This window comes from Dyadobacter sp. (genome assembly GCF_051859145.1).
GTDB lineage: Bacteria > Bacteroidota > Bacteroidia > Cytophagales > Spirosomataceae > Dyadobacter.
In genome coordinates, this window is the sequence record NZ_JBHYGF010000581.1 from 1 (window position 1) to 20,402 (window position 20,402).

A 20,402-nucleotide genomic window follows, 5' to 3' on the forward strand; every position below is an offset into this window, starting at 1 on the left:
AATTCATTCCAAAACAAATGAGCCACAAATAGGCGGCAAAGGCTGATTTTTCCTCCAAAAGTTGCGTAATTCGCCTTCATCCTAATCATTTATCTGTCATTAATTTCAAATGAAAATCGCGATTATCGGCTGCGGCAACATGGGAATGGCGTTTGCACGTGCCTTTCTCAAATTTGACCTTGTTAAAAAAGAAGACTTTTTACTGGTAGAGAAAAGCGTCGATCGCATGGAAAGCCTGACCAGTTTTCAGCCCGGCGTGATTACCGGCGTAATCGGTCCGCAGATCGGTGAATATGATTTAATTATCCTCTCTGTGAAGCCGCAGGATTTTGCGTCGGTCGGCCAGAGCTTGCAGGAAGTAGTGAAACCCAATCAGGTAGTACTGTCGATTATGGCAGGTATCACCATCCAGAGCATTCAAAATACGTTACAACACAAAGCGGTGATCCGCGCGATGCCGAATACGCCCGCGATGCTGGGAATGGGTATTACTGCTTACGCCGCTTCGCCCGAGGTAGATATACAGCAGTTAAGAAGAGTCGAAAACCTGATCAATGCGACAGGCAGGTCGGTTTTTCTGGAAAATGAAGAACAGCTGAATGCGGTAACTGCATTGAGCGGCAGCGGGCCGGCTTATTTCTTTTATGTGGTCAAAGCGATGATCGAGGCGGGAAAAGAAATGGGTTTTGAAGAGTCTGTGGCTGCATTGCTCGTAAAACAAACCATGCTCGGCTCTTACCACCTGATCAACACAGCCGATAAATCACTCGACGACCTGATCAAGGCAGTAGCTTCAAAAGGCGGGACGACAGAGGCAGCATTGCGGGAGTTTGAAGGCGGGGAATTGGACGATACTTTAAAAAAAGGCATTATCGCCGCGCAGGTAAGATCAACCGAACTATCGAAAGGCTAATCTGCTATTTCAATTTTACACACATTCAATCAAATAGTAATGGAAGCAAAATCAGACAAGCTGGCTACACTGGACATTGTTCTCGACGGGCTGATGCGGCGGTACAAAGAACGTGTCCCTGACGTGGGCACGATCCTGAATGCAATGGTGCACACAGGTATCGTAAATAATGTGGATGAGATTGAGAACGACCACATTGCATTCCGAACTATGGGTGTACCTCAGCTCGGTGTGCGGTCTTTCGAAAAGATCTTCCTGCATTATGGTTATGAAAAGCGCGACCATTATTTTTTTGAAGGAAAAAAACTTGACGCCTGGTGGTACAGTCCGCCGCGTGAGACCGATCCGCGCATTTTCGTGAGCGAACTGCGCGTTGGCGATCTTTCGGAGGAAGTGCAGCGCATTATCCGCAGCTATACCGACGAAGTGACAAGCGACCCGGCCGATTCGCTGGATCTGGATAACGGAGCCGAAGTAGATGCATTCCTGCACAAGCCACTCTGGCGCACGCCGACTGTCTCGGATTACCAGACTTTACTGAAAGAAAGTGAGTATGCTGCCTGGGTGATTTACAACAGATATTACCTCAACCACTTCACAATCAGCGTACACAACCTGCCGGAAGGCTACAATACGGTCGCCGATTTCAATGTGTTTTTGGAAAAGAATGGGATCAAACTGAATACTTCCGGCGGAAAGGTGAAAGAAAGTCCGGACGGAGGCTTGCTGCAAAGTTCGACAGTTGCGGAAATGCTCGACGCGGAATTTGCAAACGGAGAAAAGCTACGCATTTCAGGTTCCTATGTCGAATTCGCCGAGCGGAAAGTACTGCCCGCATTCAAAGATATTCCTGCTGAACAAATTCAAAGAAAACACCGCAGGGACGGTTTCGAAGCAGGAAACGCGGACAAGATTTTTGAGAGTACGTACAGTACGCAGACTGGGAAGTCGTAGTCAAATATTGCCCTTCCGTGCGCTTCTGATTGTCAGCACCTTTATAAGTTCTTCATTTACGATCTCATAGTAGATCATTGTGTGCTTGTTCATAGTGCACTCGCGGACATTGGGGTTCGAAGCCGATGCCCGATACATGAAAGGCATTCTACTAATAAGATCCATTTGTTGAGTTAAATTAATCAGAAAATCCATTTTGACTTTCTCTGACCAATTCTCCGCCAAATAAGATGCTATTTCTTCAATATCTCCACGTGCCCGGTCAGACAATCTAACGTTCAATGCCATAGGCGGACTTCATATGATCAAAGAAATCAGAATGTTTTCCAGAGTCGAAATCAGCTAATCCTTGGCCGATCGCTGCTTTTGTTTGGTCGTCAAGACTTTCCCAAAAATCTTCCTGAGATTTGGCCTCGCGAGAAAGTAGAATGAGGTACGCCTGCAAAACTGCTGTATCATCGATACCATCAATTAAGGCATGCAGGCTGGATTTAAGATCGTTTTGACTCATACTTTACCAGTTTTGCATTAGTTAATTTAAGACCCTATTTCTGGATCTAAGTGACTAAGTTAAATCAAAAAAAGTCTATAATTTGACACTGTCAAACAGGCTGCGAAAGCTCGAACAATACATCAGGATCGAAGTCTAGTGGAGCTGGGATTGGCTTCCCGTCGTAATCCAGCATTTCAGTCAGATTTTCCCAATAGATTGTCCTTCCGTCAGACTTGGCTTTGCTGAATGTTTCAGGCTGTAAGATTTTAAAGAACACTGTATCCTTTTTCTGAAAATACTCCGCAAGAAAAATCCCAAAATCAATCACACGCATTTGGTTATCCGACCATAGTGCAGTGATAACGAAAGGTTTGACTGAAATGATTTTTTTAACTCTTGGATTCATTATTGCAGTGGTCTTATTTTCCTGAATTGAGCATTGTCTTTTTGAGATTCGAAATAGTTAAGATACAACTCTTCACGATAAAGTTCAACCCAGGCCTGAACGAGACGAGTTTGTTTCCGGGGAAAATCTCCTGCTATTACATTTCCTGTTTCAATAGAGAACTGAGCTTCCTGCCCGGCATACTCCGCATGAAAATGGGGCGGCAGATGATCTTTGAAATACATGAAAATAACAATACCGAAAAAACGAGATATTTCAGCATAGGTTCTTTGTTTAGCGTGTGTTATTAGTAGTAAAGCAGTCAAAAATAATTCTTTTATTCCGCAATCAGAAAATGCACGATCCGACAGGCATTTCCCGCACTTTCTTTATTTTTATCAGACGAGATACTCAGTTTTAATGTGTGTTTACCGGAAGGAAGTTCGTCGTCTAGCATGAGGTACCAGGGTAAATGCAGTTGCGTGCTCCAACGTGTGAAAAGATCGAGCGTTCTGGGCTTTTTGCCGTCGATAGAATAAGAGATAATGCCGGCATCAGGACCGGAGATAATCGCGATACCGACTCCACGACCTTTGAATGGGAGCTCCAAAGAAGCATTTGCAGTTTCGCCAACAAGCATCGGTACATTCACAAAACCTTCGCGGGTCGAGAGCTTTGTAGCCGGTTCCCAGTTGGGCACCAATGTAAATCCTTTCAGATTTTTGGCTTCCTCAATGGAGTGGTAACCTGCTTTTTCATAAGAGAATTTGTCGATCGGTTTCGGAAAGGAAGTTGTTGCTTTGATTTTAAATTCCCTTTTCAGCAACTCCTTAATCGTTTGAAAATAAATTTCCTGACCAAAAGGCGACGGATGCAAATCTTTGAAATCAGCTTTCCATTCAAATTCACCGGCTTTAATGCGATCGTACACTTCCTTAGCCAGGTTAATGTAAGCTGCGCCATAGTATTGGGCAATGCGCTGGTGAACTGCTACTTCCGTCGGCACCTTACCTTTTTCGTAATCTGCGTTTTTGAGCGGCTCAGCAAAAGCCATTAACACCATATTGGCTTTCGGGTTAGCCGAATGCATTTGCCGTAAAATCCCTTCCAGCGCGCGTACCTGCGCTTTTTCACTAAATCCATTTCCCCGATCGTTCACAGCAGCTTCTACGAAAAGCAGGTCGGGGGTACCTTTGGACAAAACATCCCGGCTGAACCGGAATGCATGCGGCGTGCTACCGAGCGAAGGGATACCTGCTGCGATAAATGTAAATTCAGTCTCGGGAAAATGTTCCTGCAAGTATCGGGAAGTTTTGTCCCGCCAGCCAGGGTTGTGGGTAATGGAACCGCCTAGAAATGCGACAGTACCTTTCTTTGTTGTTTTAAATTTTTCAAATGCATTTCCCAAACCGGCATTCACCTCGATATAAGGATCGTGAGGAAGCGGCCTGGCGACAGGAACACTGTGTTGTTCAATAAAATTGGCAAAAAACTCGGGATGCTCAATCGGGAAATGGTGACCTTCCAGCGTTTGTTCGCCGCGTGTCATCGGATAAACTGCGACAGGTCCGCCGAGTTGCTGGTAGTTTTTGATCAGCAAATCACTGTTTTCGGCAGGAGGTACCAGCTTGTCCTGCAATCCGATTACGTGAACAACAGGGACTTTAAACCCGGCCAGACCAGCCAGATCGTTCAATGGGATATCGGTGAATTTTGCAGCCTGCTCTTCATTCATTTCGAACAATTGCAGCCACGCGGCCCAGTCTTTCTCCGAGCCCGGCCCTTTTCCTTTGCCGCCCGGCCAGCTTTTAGGATCGCACACAGGCGCTTCGGCGTAAATGCAGCTGACTTTGTCGGGATTCCTTTTGGCCCAACCATATACATACAACCCGCCACGGCTCACACCTTCCAGTGCGACTTTGGGCGCAAATTGTTTCCCTTGGACCAGGTAATCGTAAAACCTGTCCCAAACCTGCATTGCCTTGGGATGCCCGAACATATCATTGGTATTCACATAAGCCATATGAAACCCGCGGGATAGCAGAATGCTATCTATTTCGGTGTGCCAGGTGGGGAAATGTGCGCGCCAAACCCACGGTTTGCCCGGTATTTCCTTAACCGGCTTTACATACCACGCTTCCCGTTCCTCAAAATTGAAACTAACCTTTTCAAACCCTTTCCAGGAAGTAGTTTTCTCCGGGTTTTGAGCAACAATAATGTGTGCTGAGAGTGCCAAAAAGCACAAAAAGAAGCTCCTTACATATTTCTTTATCATAATTAATAAAGGTGAAATCACACTTGATTTACCGCATTGGCAAGCCCGGGTGGTATGATATTTGAGTTAAGCCTTCTTAAAAACAAGCTAAGAACTTATGGATAAGATCGAGAAGTTTAAATCGATGGAGAAGATTCTCCGTGAAATTGAAGATTTGAAAAACAGTGAAACTGCGGTGATCAAAAAGATCGGGCAGATTGAAACAGAGAATATGAACCTGAACATTCAGGATCTTGAAAAATCTCTGAATGACATTTACGACGGGGCATATAAAAACCTTGAAAACGTGGAAAGTCTCCATAATTCTTTCACGGAAACAGTCTCGGATTTCAAGGAGAAAAACAATATTACTGATGAGATGTTAATGGAAATCAGAGAGTAGTCTCTTACTTCTGTTTTAAATGAGAAAAGCTGCATTCGTGCAGCTTTTCTCATTTTTATACTATTACAAACATCAAAGTCCGGCATCATCGGAAGCACCTTTGGCGAGTGCGACCCAATCCAGATGCGCGCGGTCTTTTGCCAATGCAGATACGAAACGGTTTTTCACCAGATCTGCGAGCGGCATCGGTGCATTTACCTTTGCAGAAGCTTGCAAAGTCAGGTTAATATCTTTTAAACCAAGCGGCAGACTAAACAGCACGGGTTCATAACTATGCTGAGCTACCAATTTGCCATAATTCTGGAAAATCGGTGCAGCAAATAAGGTAGAAGTGAGCATATCATAAATATTCTGACGAGGGATACCGCTCTTTTCAGCCAGTGTAAATGCTTCTGCCATCATTTCAAGGCTCGCCGCGATCATAAAGTTTCCGCAAAGCTTGATCACATTGGCTGCTCCCGGATCGTCGCCGAAATCGAAAACGCCTTTTACGAAGTTTTGTACCAAAGGTTTCACCCGCTCCCTTGCACCCGCCTCTCCTGAAATTACAATGTTGCCCATTCCCGAACGTACTGCATCAGGGCGTGCGAAAATAGGTGCTGCCACGTAGCTTACACCAAATTTATTGTGCGTTTCGGTCAGCTTACGTGAACAATCCGGCGAGATGGTGCTCATGGAAACGTGCAGTCCATTTTGCCCGAGTTTTTCCAGCAATGCATCTGAAAATGTAGTTTCAACTGCATGATCGTCGGCCAGTACCGAAAAAACGATCCCGCCAGGCTCAACTGCGTCGACTGCGTTTTCGGCCACTTTTGCGCCGAGCTTTTCCAGCTGCTCTGCTTTTGAGATTGTTCTGTTCCAAACGGTCAGTTCGAAACCTGAACCGATCAGTCTTTCTGCTATGGGAGCGCCCAGGTTACCAAGACCAAGGAATGCTATTTTTTGAGACATAATACAATGGATATGTGGATACTTAGTGAATGCGATTTAGACCTGCATAATTCCCACATTGAACTGTTTTTCAATGGGTGCCTGGTCGGCCGCCTGTATACCGGCTGAAATAATCTTGCGGGTTTCGACCGGATCTATGATACCGTCGACCCACAACCGGGCGGCAGCGTAATAGGGAGAAAGTTCTTCATTGTAGCGATCCGTGATTTCCTTCAACAACTTTTCTTCCTGTTCAGGCGTGATTACTTCGCCTTTTGCTTTCAATGTGGCTGTTTGAACTTGTAAAAGCGTTTTGGCAGCAGTGGCGCCGCTCATTACCGCCATTTGCGCCGTGGGCCAGGCAAATATCAGTCTGGGATCAAAGGCTTTGCCGCACATTGCGTAGTTGCCGGCTCCATAAGAGTTGCCGATAATGAATGTAAATTTTGGTACAACAGAGTTAGCTACTGCATTTACCATTTTTGCACCGTCTTTAATAATCCCGCCTTGCTCGGCGCGGCTGCCGACCATAAAACCGGTAACATCATGAAAAAAAACCAGCGGTATCTTTTTCTGGTTGCAATTCATGATAAAACGGGCCGCCTTATCTGCTGACTCACCATAAATCACGCCGCCCATCTGCATTTCACCTTTGCCGGACTTCACCATTTTACGCTGGTTGGCCACGATACCCACTGCCCAGCCGTCAATGCGGGCGTAGGCGCAAATCAATGTTTTACCATAATCAGGCTTGTATTCATCAAGCTCAGAATTATCAACAATGCATTCCAGAATGGGCAGTACATCGTAAGGTTTCAGTCTGTCAACCGGCAGCAGGGTATAAATCTCTTCCGGGTTGCGAATTGGGTTTAAAGCTGTTTTCCGGTCGAAACCGGCTGAAAGTGGCTTTCCTATTTTATCAATTTGCCGCCGGATTGCGTCGAGGCAGGTTTTATCGTCAGGGAATTTGTTGTCGGTTACGCCGGAAATCTCGGAATGCATTGTTGCGCCGCCTAACACCTCGGCATCCACATCTTCACCAATCGACGATTTAACCAAAAACGGCCCGGCCAGGAAAACAGACCCGGTACCTTCCACGATAAAAGCTTCGTCGGACATAATAGGTAAGTACGCGCCGCCTGCCACGCAGCTTCCCATAATCGCAGAAAGCTGTACAATGCCCATGGCGGACATTTGTGCATTGTTCCTGAAAATCCGGCCAAAATGCTCTTTGTCTGCAAATACCTCAGCCTGCATGGGGAGGTAAACGCCGGCGCTGTCGACCAGGTAAATCACCGGCAAGCGGTTTTCCATTGCGATTTCCTGCGCTCGCAAATTCTTTTTGGCGGCGATCGGGAACCAGGCACCGGCTTTAACAGTCGCGTCGTTGGCTACGATCATGCATTGTTTTCCTGAAACAATCCCGATACCGGCTACCACGCCACCTGAGGGGCAGCCGCCTTCTTCTTCGTACATGTTATCTGCCACGAATGCACCAATTTCCACGAATTCCGATCCTGCATCAATCAGATATTCAATCCGCTCACGCGCAGTGAGCTTTCCTTTTTTATGCTGAGCTTCAATTTTCTTGACACCGCCTCCAAGTTTTACCTGTTCGTATTTTTGCCGGAGTGTTTGCAGCAGTTGCGGGAGCGTTTCCTGTGTGGTCATAGCGACGTATGAAGTGTGGATGATGTCACAAAATAAAAAGTCGTTTACCCGCAAGCAAACGACTTTCATTCTTATTAAGAAAATTACTCCCTATTTGATCACTGTCGCAGTATCAAGCGGCGATTCTGCCGGACCTTTGTCTTTTTTACCAAAAACCGAAATGTTGATATACCGCTTTGGATGTTCCCGCAGGTTGGTCAGCAGCTTGTTAAGGCTCACCATTGTGCGGTCAATATTATTGTATAAAGTTTCGTCTTTAACCAGCTTGCCGGCAGTGCCTTTACCAGACTCCACACTCGCGAGCAGCGTGTGCAGCTCTGCGATCGTTTTGTTAGCATTGCGAACGGTTTCCCCCAGCCGCAATGCATTCAGCGAATCGGCCAATGTGCCTGTTTTGGTTAAAAGCGGCTTGATTTCCTTTTCCGTTTCTACCAGCGAAGTTGAAAGCTTGTTCAGATTGGAAGTGAGCGCCAGCAGGTTTGTGCGGTTTTCATTCAGTAAACCTTGTAAACTGCTTCCAGTTTGGTTGTAGTTTTTTAGTACCTGGTTCAAAATAAGCCCGGTTTCCTCAAAACCCGCCACGACCTGGTTCAGGTTTTTGATCAGGGAGTCGGCGTGGGTTACGAGCGGTAATGCCTGTTGCTGTAAAACGGTTGTGATACCTGCCTCCTTTTTGGCCAGCAGCGTATCTCCATCCTGCATTGGAGTGCCGGTACCTACTGCCAAATGGACCACTTTGCCACCGAGCAGTCCGCCGTCGGCGAGTATTGCTGCGCTCCCGGAGGGTACAGAGATGCCTTTTTGAATATCCAGTGAAACCAGCAGCTGGTTTTTACGGTCTTGCAGGAGCTTGATCTCCCGTACCCGGCCAATATTCAGTCCATTCAGGAGCACCGGGTTGGAAGCTGTAAGGCCGTCGATATTGTCGTAAATCACATAATACTGGTTGGTTCTCGAAAAAACGTCAGAACCTTTGAGGATATGGAAGCCGAAATACAGCATTACCATCGCGGCAACCGCCATAATTCCAACTTTTGCTTCTCTTGATAATTTCATGGACTAAGTTATTTCCTGCTGTAATCGGCGGGCAGGTATGGGCATTATTAAGTTTAAACCGGTTGCTTAGAGGTCAAACATCAAATTATTCAAAATTGTTTTGACAATTCAAAACATCTGCAAAGTGGTTACTTACCGGTCCATATCTTTTTTATACGCCATAAATGCCTGATGGATTGACTCGGCTACTTCCTCTTGTCCATCTTTCGAGCTGAGGTAATCCTCTTCATCGGGTGAGGATAAAAAGCCTGTTTCGATCAGCACACTGGGCATGGCGCAGCGCCACAGAACAAGAAATCCAGCCTGCTTCACTCCACGACTTTCGCGATCAGATACCGACTGGAATTTTTTCTCGATCAGGTCGGCAAAGCGCAAACTGCTTGAAATGAATGCACTCTGGTAATTGGCGAGCATAATGTGCGCCAAAGGGGAGTTAGGGTCAAATCCTTTGTATTTCTGTTTGTAGTTCGTTTCCTGCAAAATTACCGAGTTCTCCCTTCTTGCAACTTCAAGGTTACCTTCTGTTTTGTGCAAACCCATGACGAAGGTTTCGGTACCGTGAACCGTTTTGGATCGTGGCGTTGCATTGCAGTGAATGGAGATAAAAAGATCGGCGTTGTTACGGTTCGCAAATGCAGAACGTTCGCCCAGTTCTATAAAAACGTCTGTGGACCTGGTATAAAGCACTTTAACGTCTGGGGTAGCGTCTTTGATTTTCCGGCCGAGTTCGAGCGCGACGCTCAAAGCCACATCTTTTTCCTTCGTGTTACGTCCTCTTGTTCCCGGGTCTTTCCCCCCGTGACCCGCATCAATTACCACTGTATTTACTCGACTTGATTTGGAAGCCGCAGGTTCATCTTGAAATACGAAAGCAAGACTTGCCAGCAGGAAACTTGCAGCAATTATTGATTTAAGAACTTTTAACATTATTTTTTAATTGGGGCGTTACTCGTTCGGGGTTTCTCTGCTAATTTTGAAAATCGTTATGCAAAAATACGCTATTTGTTAAAACTGAAAAGAAAGGCGATTATTATATCGTCAGTGGTTGCGGCGTTTCTCCTGTTCAGCACTTTAGCCTGTGTGCAGCAACGCTCCAAGGGGACCGGGAAAAAACAGAGTAAGCAGAATGTTTCATCTTCTGAAAAGCAGTCTACCGATCCTCTTCTTACCGATAAACAAAAAGCGGGTACCGACTCTTCAGGTACCGGTAAGCCTCGTACGTCCCAGTCAGTTACGGCAGCAGATTCGTTGCGCGCCAATCTGGCCGACTCCACGCAGGCCGATTCTGTCGCTGCGGATACCATATCAAGTCCCGACGATTTACAAAACACCGTTGAATACAGCGCGGTAGATTCCACCATTATGGATGCGGTACTTAAACAGGTGCATTTATATGGAAGCGCGGAGGTGAACTACGGGACCATTAACCTGAAAGCGAATTACATTCGGCTCAACTGGGTAACCAATGAGGTATATGCAATAGGTACCTACGATTCTACGGCCAAGAAAATGGCAGGCGAGCCAATTTTCCAGGATGGGCCTGAGACTTACAATACAAAAGAGATCAGATACAACTTTAAATCCCAGAAAGCGCTGATTCAGGGGATCGTGACACAGGAAGGTGACGGTAATATCCGCGGGGAAAAGGTTAAGAAAGACGCGGAAGGTAACTTTTACATTCGTCACTCTATTTACACAACCTGTAATCTAACTCACCCGCATTACTTTATTAATGCGCCTAAGATCAAGATGGTGAACAAAAAGCAGGTGATATCGGGGCCATTTAACCTTGTTATCAGCGACGTTCCACTGCCCATTGCGCTGCCTTTCGGTTTTTTCCCATTTCCCAAGAAAAAAGAAAGTGGAACCAGCGGGATCATTGTCCCGACTTACGGCGAAGAGCCGAACGGGCGCGGATTTTACCTCCGGGAGGGCGGCTACTATTTTGCAATCAATGAATATGTAAATGCAATTGTGACCGGGCAGATTTACTCTTCCGGAAGCTGGGGCTTGGGGGTCGCCTCCACGTACATTAAACGCTATCAGTATAGTGGTAACTTTTCATTCCGGTTTAATAAAAATAAGCCCAGCGATGAAATAGACAGACTTATCGGTCGGGGCGTAACAAATGATTTCAGCGTGGTATGGTCGCATTCGCCCAAGCCGAGAGGAAATTCGCAATTCTCCGCGAATGTGAATGTGAGCAGTAACAGCTATAACCAATTGCAGGCATTTGATACAGAGAGATATACATCCAACGTGGCGAGCTCCTCCGTACAGTACAACCGTACTTTCGGGCAGTATGCGAGAGCGGCCGCCAGTTTGCGTGTCAACCAGAACTTTGGCCAGATGAATGCAGAAGGTACCAGACGCGAGAACGGGAAGACGAACGTTTCCACCGATTTCAGTTTTGGTATCAACCAGATTGCCCCATTTGCATTAAAAGGCGGCCGTGGCCGATGGTATGAAAGCTTCCGTCTGGGTCTGGATTTCAGTGGAAATTACGCATTGACGAACTCGCTCACTGCAATCGATACTTCTTCTGCCCGGCTGGGTTTCCAAATCTCCAATACAGTTGACACGACCCGCGTGGGGGTAACCAAAGTGGTACCTTTCAATCTGAATACATTGCCTGATATGTTGAAAGATGCGCAGTTTACAGGCCGGTATAGCCTGCCTATCTCCCTGCCCAACTTCAAAGTATTGCGGTTCGTGAACGTAACACCAAGCCTTTCTTTACAGGGTGAGGTTTTTACAAAACAATATGCCTATTCTGTTGATACGCTGACGAACAAGGTACGTATAGATACGTTGCGGCAGGCTGGTACCGAATATTCTTACAATTTTGGAGCCGGTGTCAATACGCGTTTCTATGGTACATTCTTCATCAGAGGCCGGCGCCTGGAAGCGATCCGGCACACTGTAATCCCATCACTTTCATTCACTTATACGCCAGACTTCACAGGAGACGGTTTTGGTTTTTATCAAAAAATCAACGTGCGTGACAGAGAGGGGGAAATCAAGGAATACTCACTTTCCAGGTTCCGCGGAATCGGGCAGAATGTCGGTAACGGTCGGGCCAGCAGCGTTGTTTCGTTCAGTTTAAACAACTCTTTTGAAATGAAACTCAAATCCAAGAGTGACACGGCTGCGCAACAATTTGAGAAGGTATCCTTACTCGACAATTTAAGTCTGGGTGGAAGCTATAACCTGCTGGCTGATTCGTTGAACCTGTCAAATATTACAGTCAATGCGAATGCAAGGATCGGGCGTAACCTGAACCTGAACTTCAATATGAACCTCGATCCTTACGCGTACGAGGCCAATCCGAACATTCTGACTAATCAGGTTGGATACAGGGTGAATAAATACGCGATTACTGCCGGGCAAGGTTTAGCCAATCTTCAAAACCTCGGGTTTACATTGGGTACCAGCTTTGCGCCGAAAGGTTCTGACAAAACCAAAAAGCCGGTAGTAAACGGCCCCACTACGGATCCTGCTAACACGGCTACGGAAGAGCAGCGCGAGTTTATCGCTCAAAATCCGGAGCTATACGTGGATTTTAATGTACCCTGGACACTTTCCCTTAACTATAACTTTGGTCTGACAAAGCCAGGCTTATCCCGGGCATCACTGATCCAGGCGGTACAGGCGACGGGCGACCTGAGCTTGTCCAAGAACTTCAAAGTCAGCGTGAGCAGCGGTTTTGACTTTGTCGCATTCTCTCCTACCATTACACAATTGACGCTTTACCGGGATTTGCATTGCTGGGATATGAGTTTCAGCTGGACTCCTTTTGCCGGGAGCTCGGCACGTATGAGCAATTACAGCTTCACATTGAAAGTGAAATCAGCGATTTTACAGGATTTGAAAGTGACCCGCCGCCGCTCGTTCTACGACAGATCAGCCTACTAATTCACAGTCTGGCTTCCCTTTGAAGTTTTGCATCGGCCACAAAAAAAGGCCGCCTGATAGGCAGCCCTCGAAAAACTCTTCTGGCCTGATTACTTGGAAGAAGGCTTAGCTGCCGATTTCGGAACAACTTCACCGTTCAGGTATAAAGTAATTGAACCACCTTCTGTATTACTGAAAACAGTAACAGGCTTATTGAAAGGACCAGCTGCTGCTGCATTGAATGTAGCTTTTACAGATCCTGTTTTTCCTGGCAGTACCGGCTCTTTTGACCAAACCGGAGTAGTACATCCGCAAGACACTGTTACATTGGATAGCACCACCGGATCGCTGCCTGTGTTTGTAAAGACGAACTCGTGCGTAACTGGTGTTCCCTGAGGCACTTTACCAAACTTGTGCGTTTCCTCTTTGAATTTCAAAACACCTTTCTGAGCGAAACTAACGGTACTTAGGCCTACCAATAGAACCAGCGCTGAAAAAAATACTTTCATAACTTTGACTATACATTAAGTGGTGAAAAACTATTTAGCAAACAAGATTAATGCTTAAAAATTAAATTTAATAATCGTTAACCAATATTAACAGAAGGCATTGATTGATCGTACTGGCGGCGATTATTATTTTGATACATAATTTTGGCTTGCATTCAAAAAAACGTAATTTAACTACGGATTCATACCCGAAAATTTTGCTTATGCTTCAAAATGATAGTTTGACTGGTGCCGGTATTTTAAGTAAAGAAAACATTATCAGTGACTACCGTCTTGCATGTGAGAGTCGCCAGGTAAGTTTGCTCGGCAGAAAGGATACTATGGGCGGACGGTCTAAATTTGGCATTTTCGGAGACGGTAAAGAGGTAGCCCAGATTGCGCTCGCGCGCACTTTCAGGCCAGGCGATTTCAGGTCCGGCTATTACAGGGACCAGACGATAGAGGCGGCAGTAGGTAACCTGACCTGGCAGCAATTTTTTGCGCAAATGTACGCGCACGCCGATCTCGAACACGAGCCCAATACAGGCGGAAGATCTATGAACGGTCACTTCTCAACACGCTGGCTGGATGAAAACGGGCAGTGGCTCGACCAGACAAAACTTTACAATTCCGTTTGCGATATTTCTAGCACGGCCGGCCAAATGCCCCGCGCCGTGGGACTTGCTTATGCTTCCAAATTATTCAGGTCTAATAAGCAGCTACATAACTTAACCAAATTCTCACGTCAGGGCGGTGAAATTGCCTACGCGACGATCGGCGATGCTTCTACTTCGCAAGGGATGTTCTGGGAGGCAATGAATGCAGCCGGGGTTTTACAAATTCCGTTGCTGACCTCTGTGTGGGACGATGGTTACGGGATTTCGGTTCCCATTGAATACCAGACAACAAAAGGCAGTATTTCAAAAGCGCTCGCAGGTTTGCAGCGGAATGAAGATGAGCCGGGTTTAGAAATCCTGACCGTAAATGGCTGGGATTATCCCGCGCTCATTGAAACCTACGAGAAAGCTGCCAATATCTGCCGGAACCAGCACGTGCCTGTTTTGGTACACGTCACCGAACTCACTCAGCCACAGGGCCACTCAACTTCGGGCTCTCACGAAAGATATAAATCCAAACAGCGGCTGAGCTGGGAAATCGAGCGCGACTGCAATGTTCGTTTTCGTGACTGGATCTTAAAAAACGGCTACGCGACCGACGAAGAACTCGAACAGATTGAAGCAGAAGCAAAAGAAACTGCATCTCAATCGCGCAACCGGGCGTGGCAGGCTTACCGGAAAGACCTGGATAAAGAATACCTCGAAACCATTCAGCTGGTCCAGAATGCAGGGCGGGAAAGTCAGTTTGCTTCCGAGCTCAGCAATGTAGTCAACGAGCTATCGCGCACTTACCTGCCCGTGCGCAGGGATATGATCGCCAGTGTACGGAAAGTGCTCCGTATTATCGGGAAAGAAGATAATCCTTTTAAAGCGTCGCTCAAAGATTCCCTGAGAACCAGCATTCAGGAAAACCAGGCTCGGTTCAATACACACCTTTATAGTGAAAGCCCGGAATCTCCTTTACACGTACAACCGGTAGCGCCGATATTTTCCGACGACAGTCCGGTGGTCGACGGACGCGAGGTGATACGTACCTTTTTCAATGCAACTTTTGAAAAAAACGAAAAGGTAGTCGCACTAGGGGAAGATATCGGGATGATTGGCGATGTAAACCAGGGATTTGCAGGCTTGCAGGAGAAGTTTGGTGAGCTGCGTATTACGGACACCGGCATTCGCGAAACCACGATTATCGGTCAGGGAATAGGAATGGCAATGCGCGGCTTGCGACCAATTGTGGAGATCCAGTATTTTGACTACATCTACTACGCTCTGGCTACATTGACCGACGACCTGGCTTCGTTGCGTTACCGCACAGCTGGCGGACAAAAAGCACCTCTGATTATCAGAACAAGAGGCCACCGGCTGGAAGGTATCTGGCACTCCGGCTCCCCAATGGGCACGATGCTCAGCAGCTTGCGCGGTTTGCACGTGATTGTTCCAAGGAATTTTGTACAGGCTGCGGGTTTTTACAATACATTATTGCGCGGCGACGATCCGGGTTTGATCGTTGAACCGCTTAATTCTTACCGTCAGAAAGAAACTTTACCCGATAATATTGGCGAAATCTGCATTCCACTGGGGCAACCTGAGATTTTAAGGGAAGGAAAGCATATTACAATTGTGACCTACGGCTCAATGTGTCGTATAGTAATGGAGGCCGCTTCTCAATTGCAAGGTGTAGGTATCGACGTTGAAGTAATCGATGTGCAGACACTTTTACCATTTGACATTAACAGCAGCATTGTAGAATCCATTAAAAAAACGAACCGGGTAATCTTCGCAGATGAAGATTTGCCAGGGAGCGCGTCAGGTTACATGATGCAGCAGGTTTTGGAAAAACAGAATGCGTACCGCTGGCTGGATTCAGCGCCGGTAACGATTTCCGCCAAAGATCACCGCCCGCCTTACGGGTCTGACGGGGATTATTTTTCAAAACCTAATATGGACGATATATTTGAGACTGTTTATCAAATCATGCGCGAAGCAGAGCCCGAGATTTATCCGGAACTGTTTTAGCGTTTGATTCAATGTATCAAAAATCAGGAAAAAGAATTTTAGATATCACAATAGCGGCGACAGGGATTTTCCTTCTGTCGCCGCTTTTTGTTTGGCTACTGTTTATTGTTTTTATTGATTCAAGAGGTAAGCCGCTCTTTTTTCAGCAGCGCCCCGGACTTCATGGACAGCTTTTTACTTTAATCAAATTCCGTACAATGCGCAACGGAGCTCCCACTTACATTGGCCGCATACTACGGTTAACTTCATTCGACGAGATTCCTCAGCTCTGGAATGTGCTTCGCGGCGAGATGAGCATCGTCGGTCCGCGCCCGCTGCTGGTGAGTTACCTTCCATTGTACAATGCATTTCAAAGTCGCCGACATTCAGTTTTGCCAGGCATCACAGGAATGGCGCAGGTAAATGGGAGAAATGCGATCAGCTGGCAGGAAAAGTTTGAATACGACGTCTGGTACACTGAAAATGTCTCCTTCATGCTTGACATGAAGATCCTGTGGCTGACTTTCTCAAAACTACTGGACCGCAGGCAGGTTAATGCATCTGCGGAGATCTCAATGGAAGAATTTAAAGGAAACTGAGATGCTACTATACGGAGCCGGCGGCCACGCAAAGGTCGTGTTTCAAATGTTTTTAGAAGCAGGTGATAGAGTCGAAGCGGTTTTTGATGATCAAACTTTACGGCTGTTTTCAGATCAGGAGGTAAGGCTTTACAATCCTGAGATTTTCCCTGAAAAGCAGCTGTTAATAACAATTGGAAATAATCTGGCGCGGCGCAGGGTGGCAGAGAACGTTGTACATCCATTTGGCAAATTCATTCACAATACTGCATTGATCGGCTCGCAGGTAGAAATTAGCGAGGGTACTCTGGTATTTCAGCAAGCCATTATCCAGACGGAAGCGCAAATTGGCAAACACGTAATCGTGAATACAGGCGCCATTATTGAGCATGAATGTCGGATCGGCGACTTTGTGCACATTGCTCCGCGGGCTACCCTCTGCGGTAATGTGCAAGTTGGAGAAAATACATTGCTGGGAGCAGGCTGCATTGTTTTACCAAATATATACATCGGGAAAAACTGCATTGTCGGTGCAGGAAGTCTAGTAACAAAAGATATACCTGATCATACCACAGTTGCTGGAAACCCCGCGCGAGTACTTAATGCACACCTATGAACTACAAAATCTGGATATCGCCTCCGCATATGGGAGGCAATGAAATGAAGTACATTCAGGAAGCATTTGATAGCAACTGGATTGCGCCTGCTGGCCCACATTTAGACCTTTTTGAATCAGAACTTTGTGCGTACACAGGCAGTATGCATACAGTCGCACTTTCCTCGGGTACAGCCGCGCTCCATTTAGCGCTTGCCGTTTCGGGTGTTGAGAAAGGAGATATTGTACTCTGCCAGTCACTCACTTTTGCCGCCTCGGCTAACCCAATCCTTTATCTCGGCGCAACGCCGGTTTTTATTGACAGCGAGCCACAGACCTGGAATATTTGTCCTGATACGCTTGAACAAGCTATTACGCAACTGTTAAAGTCGGGTAAAAAACCCAAAGCATTGATCTGTGTGCACCTTTATGGAATGCCTTGTCAGCTGAAAGAAGTAGCAGATATCTGTGATCAGTACGGAATTGTTTTGATTGAAGATGCAGCAGAAGCGATGGGCTCTACCTACCAGGGACAGCATTTGGGCACATTCGGGAAAGTGGGAGTTGCTTCCTTTAACGGGAACAAGATCATTACTACTTCCGCAGGAGGCGCTCTTTTTACGCACAATAAAAATGACGCACAAAAAGCCCGGTTTCTCGCAAGTCAGGCCAAAGATCCGGCACCGCATTTTCAGCATTCTGAAATGGGCTATAATTATCGGATGAGCAATATCTGCGCGGCTATCGGACTTGGTCAATTGGAAGTATTGAACGAGCGAGTCGCGCGGCGACGCAGGAACTTTGAATGCTATTTGAATGCGTTTCAAACTATTCCGGGACTTTCGTTCCAGGAAGAAACAGAAGGTATGTTCTCAAACCGCTGGCTTTCCACTTTTCTATTTGATCATGAAAAGTCAAAGCTCACAGTAGATCAGATCAGGTCGCATCTGGCTGAGAATGGAATTGAAGCAAGACAAGTCTGGAAGCCTATGCATTTGCAGCCTTTTTACAAAGACGCACCGTACTTTGGCGGGAATGTGGCAGCGTCTGTTTTCAAAAATGGAATTTGCTTTCCTTCCGGATCGACTTTGACAGACGAACAAATTGGTGCTATATCTGAAAACATTCTCACATTTGCCAAAATGTAAAAAGAGCCGCCGGATTGATATCCGGCAGCTCTCCTCAAAGATTTTTTAATCCATATTAAGGCAGAACCTCAACTTCGAACATGATTGGCGTATATGGCGGGATAGATCCCGAGCCGCGTTCTTTGTATCCCAATGCAGAAGGGAAAATGATAATTGCTTTTTCCGTTTTGCGCATCTTCCGGATTGCCCGGTCGAAACCAGGGATTGCTCCATTCGTACCAGTGGTAAATGGAATTGTACTTTCCTGAAACTTCTGATCATTTAAAAGCTTACCAACATATTTGACACTTACAGACTTACCTACACCCAACGTATCGCCTGTTACAGTGTTTGTTCTGATAATAACCAGGTTATCTGCCGTGCGTTCTGAAACGGGAAATTGCTTTTTAGCCAGGAAATCATCTATTTGTTGCACCTCGGTACGCGTTTTGATTAATTCAACCTCCATTCTGATGACAGAATAGGCCGGAATGTTAACCCTGTCTACGTTCCCGAAAGCCAGATAATAAGGGAGCAGGAATGTTGCTTTTTCACCAGTCCGCATCAGCTTGATTCCAAACTCTAAACCGTAAATCGGAGTACTGAAACCGTCGACTGGAAAGGTCAGCGTGGAATCTTTATCTATCGAAAGCACTTTTGTTCCATTCAGCAAATAACCATTAACACGCACTGTCGCAGCTTCACCTGTTTTTGCCTTCTGCCCGCTGGGATTTGACTTTCTGATAATGTAATAAAGTCCTGAACTGTCGCGGAGCGCCGAGGTACCTAGGCTATCCGTTTTCAGGAATTCCTTGATCTCGTTTTCGTTTTCGGTAATCTTCTCTTCGTCCTGGTTTTTGTCCGAGTTCATACAGCCCGACAAGCTAACCACCATAGCCAGTAAAATAAACAATGCTAACTTCGTACGCTTCATTTGATTTCTTCCTTTCTTAAATTTAATGGGATGATACTTTAAACGATAGACTCTTCAAAAAGAATATTGGTTGTAACTAAGATTTCGAAACTTCTATAAGTACATTCTTTTCATAGTATTTACAAAAAGAAAAAAGCGGGCACTGCATGCATTTAGGGCTTCTTGCAATGCAGATATAGCGGCCGTGGAGAATCAGCCAGTGGTGCGCTTTGTGAATAAGCTGCTTCGGAATGTATTTCACAAGTACTTTCTCAACACTCAGCGGGGTAGTAGCTGTTTTAGGGACTAAACCAAGCCGGTGCGAAACACGAAAAACGTGCGTATCCACCGCCATTGCAGGTTGGTTGAAAATAACTGACGCAATTACATTGGCCGTTTTTCTGCCTACACCTGGCAACTTTTGTAACTCGTCTACAGACGCGGGCACCTCCGATCCAAATTGCTCTACCAGCATCCGCGCCATTCCGACGAGATGTTTGCTTTTGTTATTGGGATAAGAAATGGAGCGAATGTAGGTAAACACTTCTTCCGCATTGGACGCGGCCAAAGACTCAGGATCCGGGAAACGTTCGAACAAAGGGGGCGTAACGATGTTCACGCGTTTGTCTGTGCATTGGGCTGATAAGATGACGGCTACCAGCAATTCGTACGGACTTGCATAATGCAGCTCAGTTTCGGGCTCGGGAAAATTTTCGGTGAAATAATTTAAAAACAGCTTAAATCGCTCTGGTCTGTGCATTGGGATAAACGTACACTGGTAGAAACAAGAAAATCCAGCTATTCAATGAATAGCTGGCAAAAAAATACCTGCTGCCTCTCTTAGTAGAGAAGGGCGGCAGGTGTTTTTGATGAGAATTGCCGGGAATAATTGAAGACTTCCGTAATCACCTTATCGGAGGGATTCCGGGTGATTTTGTTCATTTGTGTCTGGATTTCCAGTGAGTCCAGATAGAAGTTCATCAAATTATCGTCAAGTGCAAGTGCCTCAACAATCAGTTCATTTTCATTCTCTGTTGTCTCGGCATATAAATACCTTACAACGTCATCGTAAGTAAAAGTTTTTGTCATACTGTGGGGCACGTTGGTTAAATTGCTTACGCAGGTTTATCAACGCG

At 46.2% G+C, this 20,402-nt stretch carries 21 protein-coding genes; 8 read left to right on the forward strand and 13 right to left on the reverse strand.

Translation table 11 applies throughout. The features are described from left to right. Window positions 1–109 precede the first annotated feature (109 nt). The gene (gene proC / locus ACTIE6_RS24735; RefSeq protein ID WP_056291064.1) at window positions 110–913 is read left to right on the forward strand and encodes a pyrroline-5-carboxylate reductase; all 804 of its coding nucleotides are present in this window, start codon (window positions 110–112) and stop codon (window positions 911–913) included. A 39-nt stretch (window positions 914–952) separates the two neighbouring features. Then, window positions 953–1,867, forward strand: coding sequence for a DUF1338 domain-containing protein (locus ACTIE6_RS24740; RefSeq protein WP_439559169.1), 915 nt, complete (start codon window positions 953–955; stop codon window positions 1,865–1,867). Here ACTIE6_RS24740 and ACTIE6_RS24745 read toward each other — a convergent pair whose 3' ends face one another. From ACTIE6_RS24745 to ACTIE6_RS24765, 5 genes are all read right to left on the reverse strand, one after another. Then, on the reverse strand, window positions 1,868–2,155 hold the full coding sequence (locus ACTIE6_RS24745; protein WP_439559170.1) for a type II toxin-antitoxin system RelE/ParE family toxin: 288 nt from the start codon (window positions 2,153–2,155) through the stop codon (window positions 1,868–1,870). Beyond that, window positions 2,139–2,378, reverse strand: coding sequence for a hypothetical protein (locus tag ACTIE6_RS24750; protein ID WP_439559171.1), 240 nt, complete (start codon window positions 2,376–2,378; stop codon window positions 2,139–2,141). Before ACTIE6_RS24750 ends, ACTIE6_RS24745 begins: the two co-directional genes overlap by 17 nt. A gap of 91 nt (window positions 2,379–2,469) precedes the next feature. After that, window positions 2,470–2,766 carry a hypothetical protein gene (locus tag ACTIE6_RS24755; protein ID WP_439559172.1) on the reverse strand — a complete coding sequence of 99 codons (297 nt, stop codon included), beginning with the start codon at window positions 2,764–2,766 and terminating at the stop codon, window positions 2,470–2,472. Next, window positions 2,766–3,071 carry a DUF4160 domain-containing protein gene (locus ACTIE6_RS24760; protein WP_439559173.1) on the reverse strand — a complete coding sequence of 102 codons (306 nt, stop codon included), beginning with the start codon at window positions 3,069–3,071 and terminating at the stop codon, window positions 2,766–2,768. Before ACTIE6_RS24760 ends, ACTIE6_RS24755 begins: the two co-directional genes overlap by 1 nt. Window positions 3,072–3,082: 11 nt before the next feature. Continuing rightward, complete coding sequence (locus ACTIE6_RS24765) at window positions 3,083–5,020, reverse strand: GDSL-type esterase/lipase family protein (RefSeq protein WP_439559174.1); 1,938 nt, start codon at window positions 5,018–5,020, stop codon at window positions 3,083–3,085. A gap of 97 nt (window positions 5,021–5,117) precedes the next feature. On the opposite strand from ACTIE6_RS24765, the gene ACTIE6_RS24770 reads away from it, so the two are divergent. Next, on the forward strand, window positions 5,118–5,402 hold the full coding sequence (locus tag ACTIE6_RS24770) for a hypothetical protein (protein WP_439559175.1): 285 nt from the start codon (window positions 5,118–5,120) through the stop codon (window positions 5,400–5,402). A gap of 72 nt (window positions 5,403–5,474) precedes the next feature. On the opposite strand, the gene ACTIE6_RS24775 is transcribed toward ACTIE6_RS24770, so the two are convergent. The 4 genes from ACTIE6_RS24775 to ACTIE6_RS24790 form a co-directional block, all read right to left on the reverse strand. Next, window positions 5,475–6,353 carry an NAD(P)-dependent oxidoreductase gene (locus ACTIE6_RS24775; protein ID WP_439559176.1) on the reverse strand — a complete coding sequence of 293 codons (879 nt, stop codon included), beginning with the start codon at window positions 6,351–6,353 and terminating at the stop codon, window positions 5,475–5,477. A 36-nt stretch (window positions 6,354–6,389) separates the two neighbouring features. Beyond that, window positions 6,390–8,003 (reverse strand): acyl-CoA carboxylase subunit beta, encoded by a 1,614-nt coding sequence (locus ACTIE6_RS24780; RefSeq protein ID WP_439559177.1) that lies wholly within the window; start codon window positions 8,001–8,003, stop codon window positions 6,390–6,392. A 90-nt stretch (window positions 8,004–8,093) separates the two neighbouring features. Beyond that, window positions 8,094–9,059: an MlaD family protein gene (locus tag ACTIE6_RS24785; RefSeq protein ID WP_439559178.1), complete on the reverse strand. Its 966-nt coding sequence runs from the start codon at window positions 9,057–9,059 to the stop codon at window positions 8,094–8,096. Between the two features lie 132 nt (window positions 9,060–9,191). Beyond that, window positions 9,192–9,986 carry an N-acetylmuramoyl-L-alanine amidase family protein gene (locus ACTIE6_RS24790; protein WP_439559179.1) on the reverse strand — a complete coding sequence of 265 codons (795 nt, stop codon included), beginning with the start codon at window positions 9,984–9,986 and terminating at the stop codon, window positions 9,192–9,194. A gap of 75 nt (window positions 9,987–10,061) precedes the next feature. Here ACTIE6_RS24790 and ACTIE6_RS24795 point away from each other — a divergent pair, with 75 nt between their 5' ends. Then, window positions 10,062–12,974, forward strand: coding sequence for a putative LPS assembly protein LptD (locus ACTIE6_RS24795; protein WP_439559180.1), 2,913 nt, complete (start codon window positions 10,062–10,064; stop codon window positions 12,972–12,974). Between the two features lie 89 nt (window positions 12,975–13,063). Here ACTIE6_RS24795 and ACTIE6_RS24800 read toward each other — a convergent pair whose 3' ends face one another. Beyond that, the gene (locus ACTIE6_RS24800) at window positions 13,064–13,462 is read right to left on the reverse strand and encodes a DUF1573 domain-containing protein (RefSeq protein WP_031528390.1); all 399 of its coding nucleotides are present in this window, start codon (window positions 13,460–13,462) and stop codon (window positions 13,064–13,066) included. 203 nt (window positions 13,463–13,665) lie between these two features. On the opposite strand from ACTIE6_RS24800, the gene ACTIE6_RS24805 reads away from it, so the two are divergent. Genes ACTIE6_RS24805 through ACTIE6_RS24820 form a run of 4 tightly spaced genes read left to right on the forward strand, consistent with a single transcriptional unit; the run spans window position 13,666 to window position 18,374 of the window. Beyond that, on the forward strand, window positions 13,666–16,074 hold the full coding sequence (locus tag ACTIE6_RS24805; protein ID WP_439559181.1) for an alpha-ketoacid dehydrogenase subunit alpha/beta: 2,409 nt from the start codon (window positions 13,666–13,668) through the stop codon (window positions 16,072–16,074). An 11-nt stretch (window positions 16,075–16,085) separates the two neighbouring features. Then, the gene (locus ACTIE6_RS24810) at window positions 16,086–16,652 is read left to right on the forward strand and encodes a sugar transferase (protein WP_439559182.1); all 567 of its coding nucleotides are present in this window, start codon (window positions 16,086–16,088) and stop codon (window positions 16,650–16,652) included. A gap of 1 nt (window position 16,653) precedes the next feature. Further along, entirely contained in the window at window positions 16,654–17,247 is a 594-nt protein-coding gene (locus ACTIE6_RS24815; RefSeq protein ID WP_439559183.1) for an acetyltransferase, read from the forward strand. Further along, window positions 17,244–18,374 carry an aminotransferase class I/II-fold pyridoxal phosphate-dependent enzyme gene (locus ACTIE6_RS24820; protein ID WP_439559184.1) on the forward strand — a complete coding sequence of 377 codons (1,131 nt, stop codon included), beginning with the start codon at window positions 17,244–17,246 and terminating at the stop codon, window positions 18,372–18,374. Before ACTIE6_RS24815 ends, ACTIE6_RS24820 begins: the two co-directional genes overlap by 4 nt. Window positions 18,375–18,429: 55 nt before the next feature. Here the strand turns inward: ACTIE6_RS24820 and ACTIE6_RS24825 are convergent, their stop codons facing one another. From ACTIE6_RS24825 to ACTIE6_RS24835, 3 genes are all read right to left on the reverse strand, one after another. Next, window positions 18,430–19,287 carry an FKBP-type peptidyl-prolyl cis-trans isomerase gene (locus tag ACTIE6_RS24825; RefSeq protein ID WP_439559185.1) on the reverse strand — a complete coding sequence of 286 codons (858 nt, stop codon included), beginning with the start codon at window positions 19,285–19,287 and terminating at the stop codon, window positions 18,430–18,432. Between the two features lie 76 nt (window positions 19,288–19,363). Continuing rightward, a complete protein-coding gene (gene nth, locus ACTIE6_RS24830) occupies window positions 19,364–20,026 on the reverse strand; it encodes an endonuclease III (protein ID WP_439559186.1) in 663 nt (220 codons plus the stop codon). Between the two features lie 80 nt (window positions 20,027–20,106). Then, window positions 20,107–20,355, reverse strand: coding sequence for a hypothetical protein (locus ACTIE6_RS24835; RefSeq protein ID WP_439559187.1), 249 nt, complete (start codon window positions 20,353–20,355; stop codon window positions 20,107–20,109). Between the last annotated feature and the right edge of the window lie 47 nt (window positions 20,356–20,402).

What these genes read in the sequence shown, in the direction of transcription:
- proC (WP_056291064.1), top strand. Translation starts at nt 110, where the DNA reads ATGAAAATCGCGATTATCGGCTGCGGCAACATGGGAATGGCGTTTGCA.
- ACTIE6_RS24740 (WP_439559169.1), top strand. Translation starts at nt 953, where the DNA reads ATGGAAGCAAAATCAGACAAGCTGGCTACACTGGACATTGTTCTCGAC.
- ACTIE6_RS24745 (WP_439559170.1), bottom strand. Translation starts at nt 2,155, where the DNA reads ATGGCATTGAACGTTAGATTGTCTGACCGGGCACGTGGAGATATTGAA.
- ACTIE6_RS24750 (WP_439559171.1), bottom strand. Translation starts at nt 2,378, where the DNA reads ATGAGTCAAAACGATCTTAAATCCAGCCTGCATGCCTTAATTGATGGT.
- ACTIE6_RS24755 (WP_439559172.1), bottom strand. Translation starts at nt 2,766, where the DNA reads ATGAATCCAAGAGTTAAAAAAATCATTTCAGTCAAACCTTTCGTTATC.
- ACTIE6_RS24765 (WP_439559174.1), bottom strand. Translation starts at nt 5,020, where the DNA reads ATGATAAAGAAATATGTAAGGAGCTTCTTTTTGTGCTTTTTGGCACTC.
- ACTIE6_RS24770 (WP_439559175.1), top strand. Translation starts at nt 5,118, where the DNA reads ATGGATAAGATCGAGAAGTTTAAATCGATGGAGAAGATTCTCCGTGAA.
- ACTIE6_RS24775 (WP_439559176.1), bottom strand. Translation starts at nt 6,353, where the DNA reads ATGTCTCAAAAAATAGCATTCCTTGGTCTTGGTAACCTGGGCGCTCCC.
- ACTIE6_RS24780 (WP_439559177.1), bottom strand. Translation starts at nt 8,003, where the DNA reads ATGACCACACAGGAAACGCTCCCGCAACTGCTGCAAACACTCCGGCAA.
- ACTIE6_RS24785 (WP_439559178.1), bottom strand. Translation starts at nt 9,059, where the DNA reads ATGAAATTATCAAGAGAAGCAAAAGTTGGAATTATGGCGGTTGCCGCG.
- ACTIE6_RS24790 (WP_439559179.1), bottom strand. Translation starts at nt 9,986, where the DNA reads ATGTTAAAAGTTCTTAAATCAATAATTGCTGCAAGTTTCCTGCTGGCA.
- ACTIE6_RS24800 (WP_031528390.1), bottom strand. Translation starts at nt 13,462, where the DNA reads ATGAAAGTATTTTTTTCAGCGCTGGTTCTATTGGTAGGCCTAAGTACC.
- ACTIE6_RS24805 (WP_439559181.1), top strand. Translation starts at nt 13,666, where the DNA reads ATGCTTCAAAATGATAGTTTGACTGGTGCCGGTATTTTAAGTAAAGAA.
- ACTIE6_RS24810 (WP_439559182.1), top strand. Translation starts at nt 16,086, where the DNA reads ATGTATCAAAAATCAGGAAAAAGAATTTTAGATATCACAATAGCGGCG.
- ACTIE6_RS24815 (WP_439559183.1), top strand. Translation starts at nt 16,654, where the DNA reads ATGCTACTATACGGAGCCGGCGGCCACGCAAAGGTCGTGTTTCAAATG.
- ACTIE6_RS24820 (WP_439559184.1), top strand. Translation starts at nt 17,244, where the DNA reads ATGAACTACAAAATCTGGATATCGCCTCCGCATATGGGAGGCAATGAA.
- ACTIE6_RS24825 (WP_439559185.1), bottom strand. Translation starts at nt 19,287, where the DNA reads ATGAAGCGTACGAAGTTAGCATTGTTTATTTTACTGGCTATGGTGGTT.
- nth (WP_439559186.1), bottom strand. Translation starts at nt 20,026, where the DNA reads ATGCACAGACCAGAGCGATTTAAGCTGTTTTTAAATTATTTCACCGAA.
- ACTIE6_RS24835 (WP_439559187.1), bottom strand. Translation starts at nt 20,355, where the DNA reads ATGACAAAAACTTTTACTTACGATGACGTTGTAAGGTATTTATATGCC.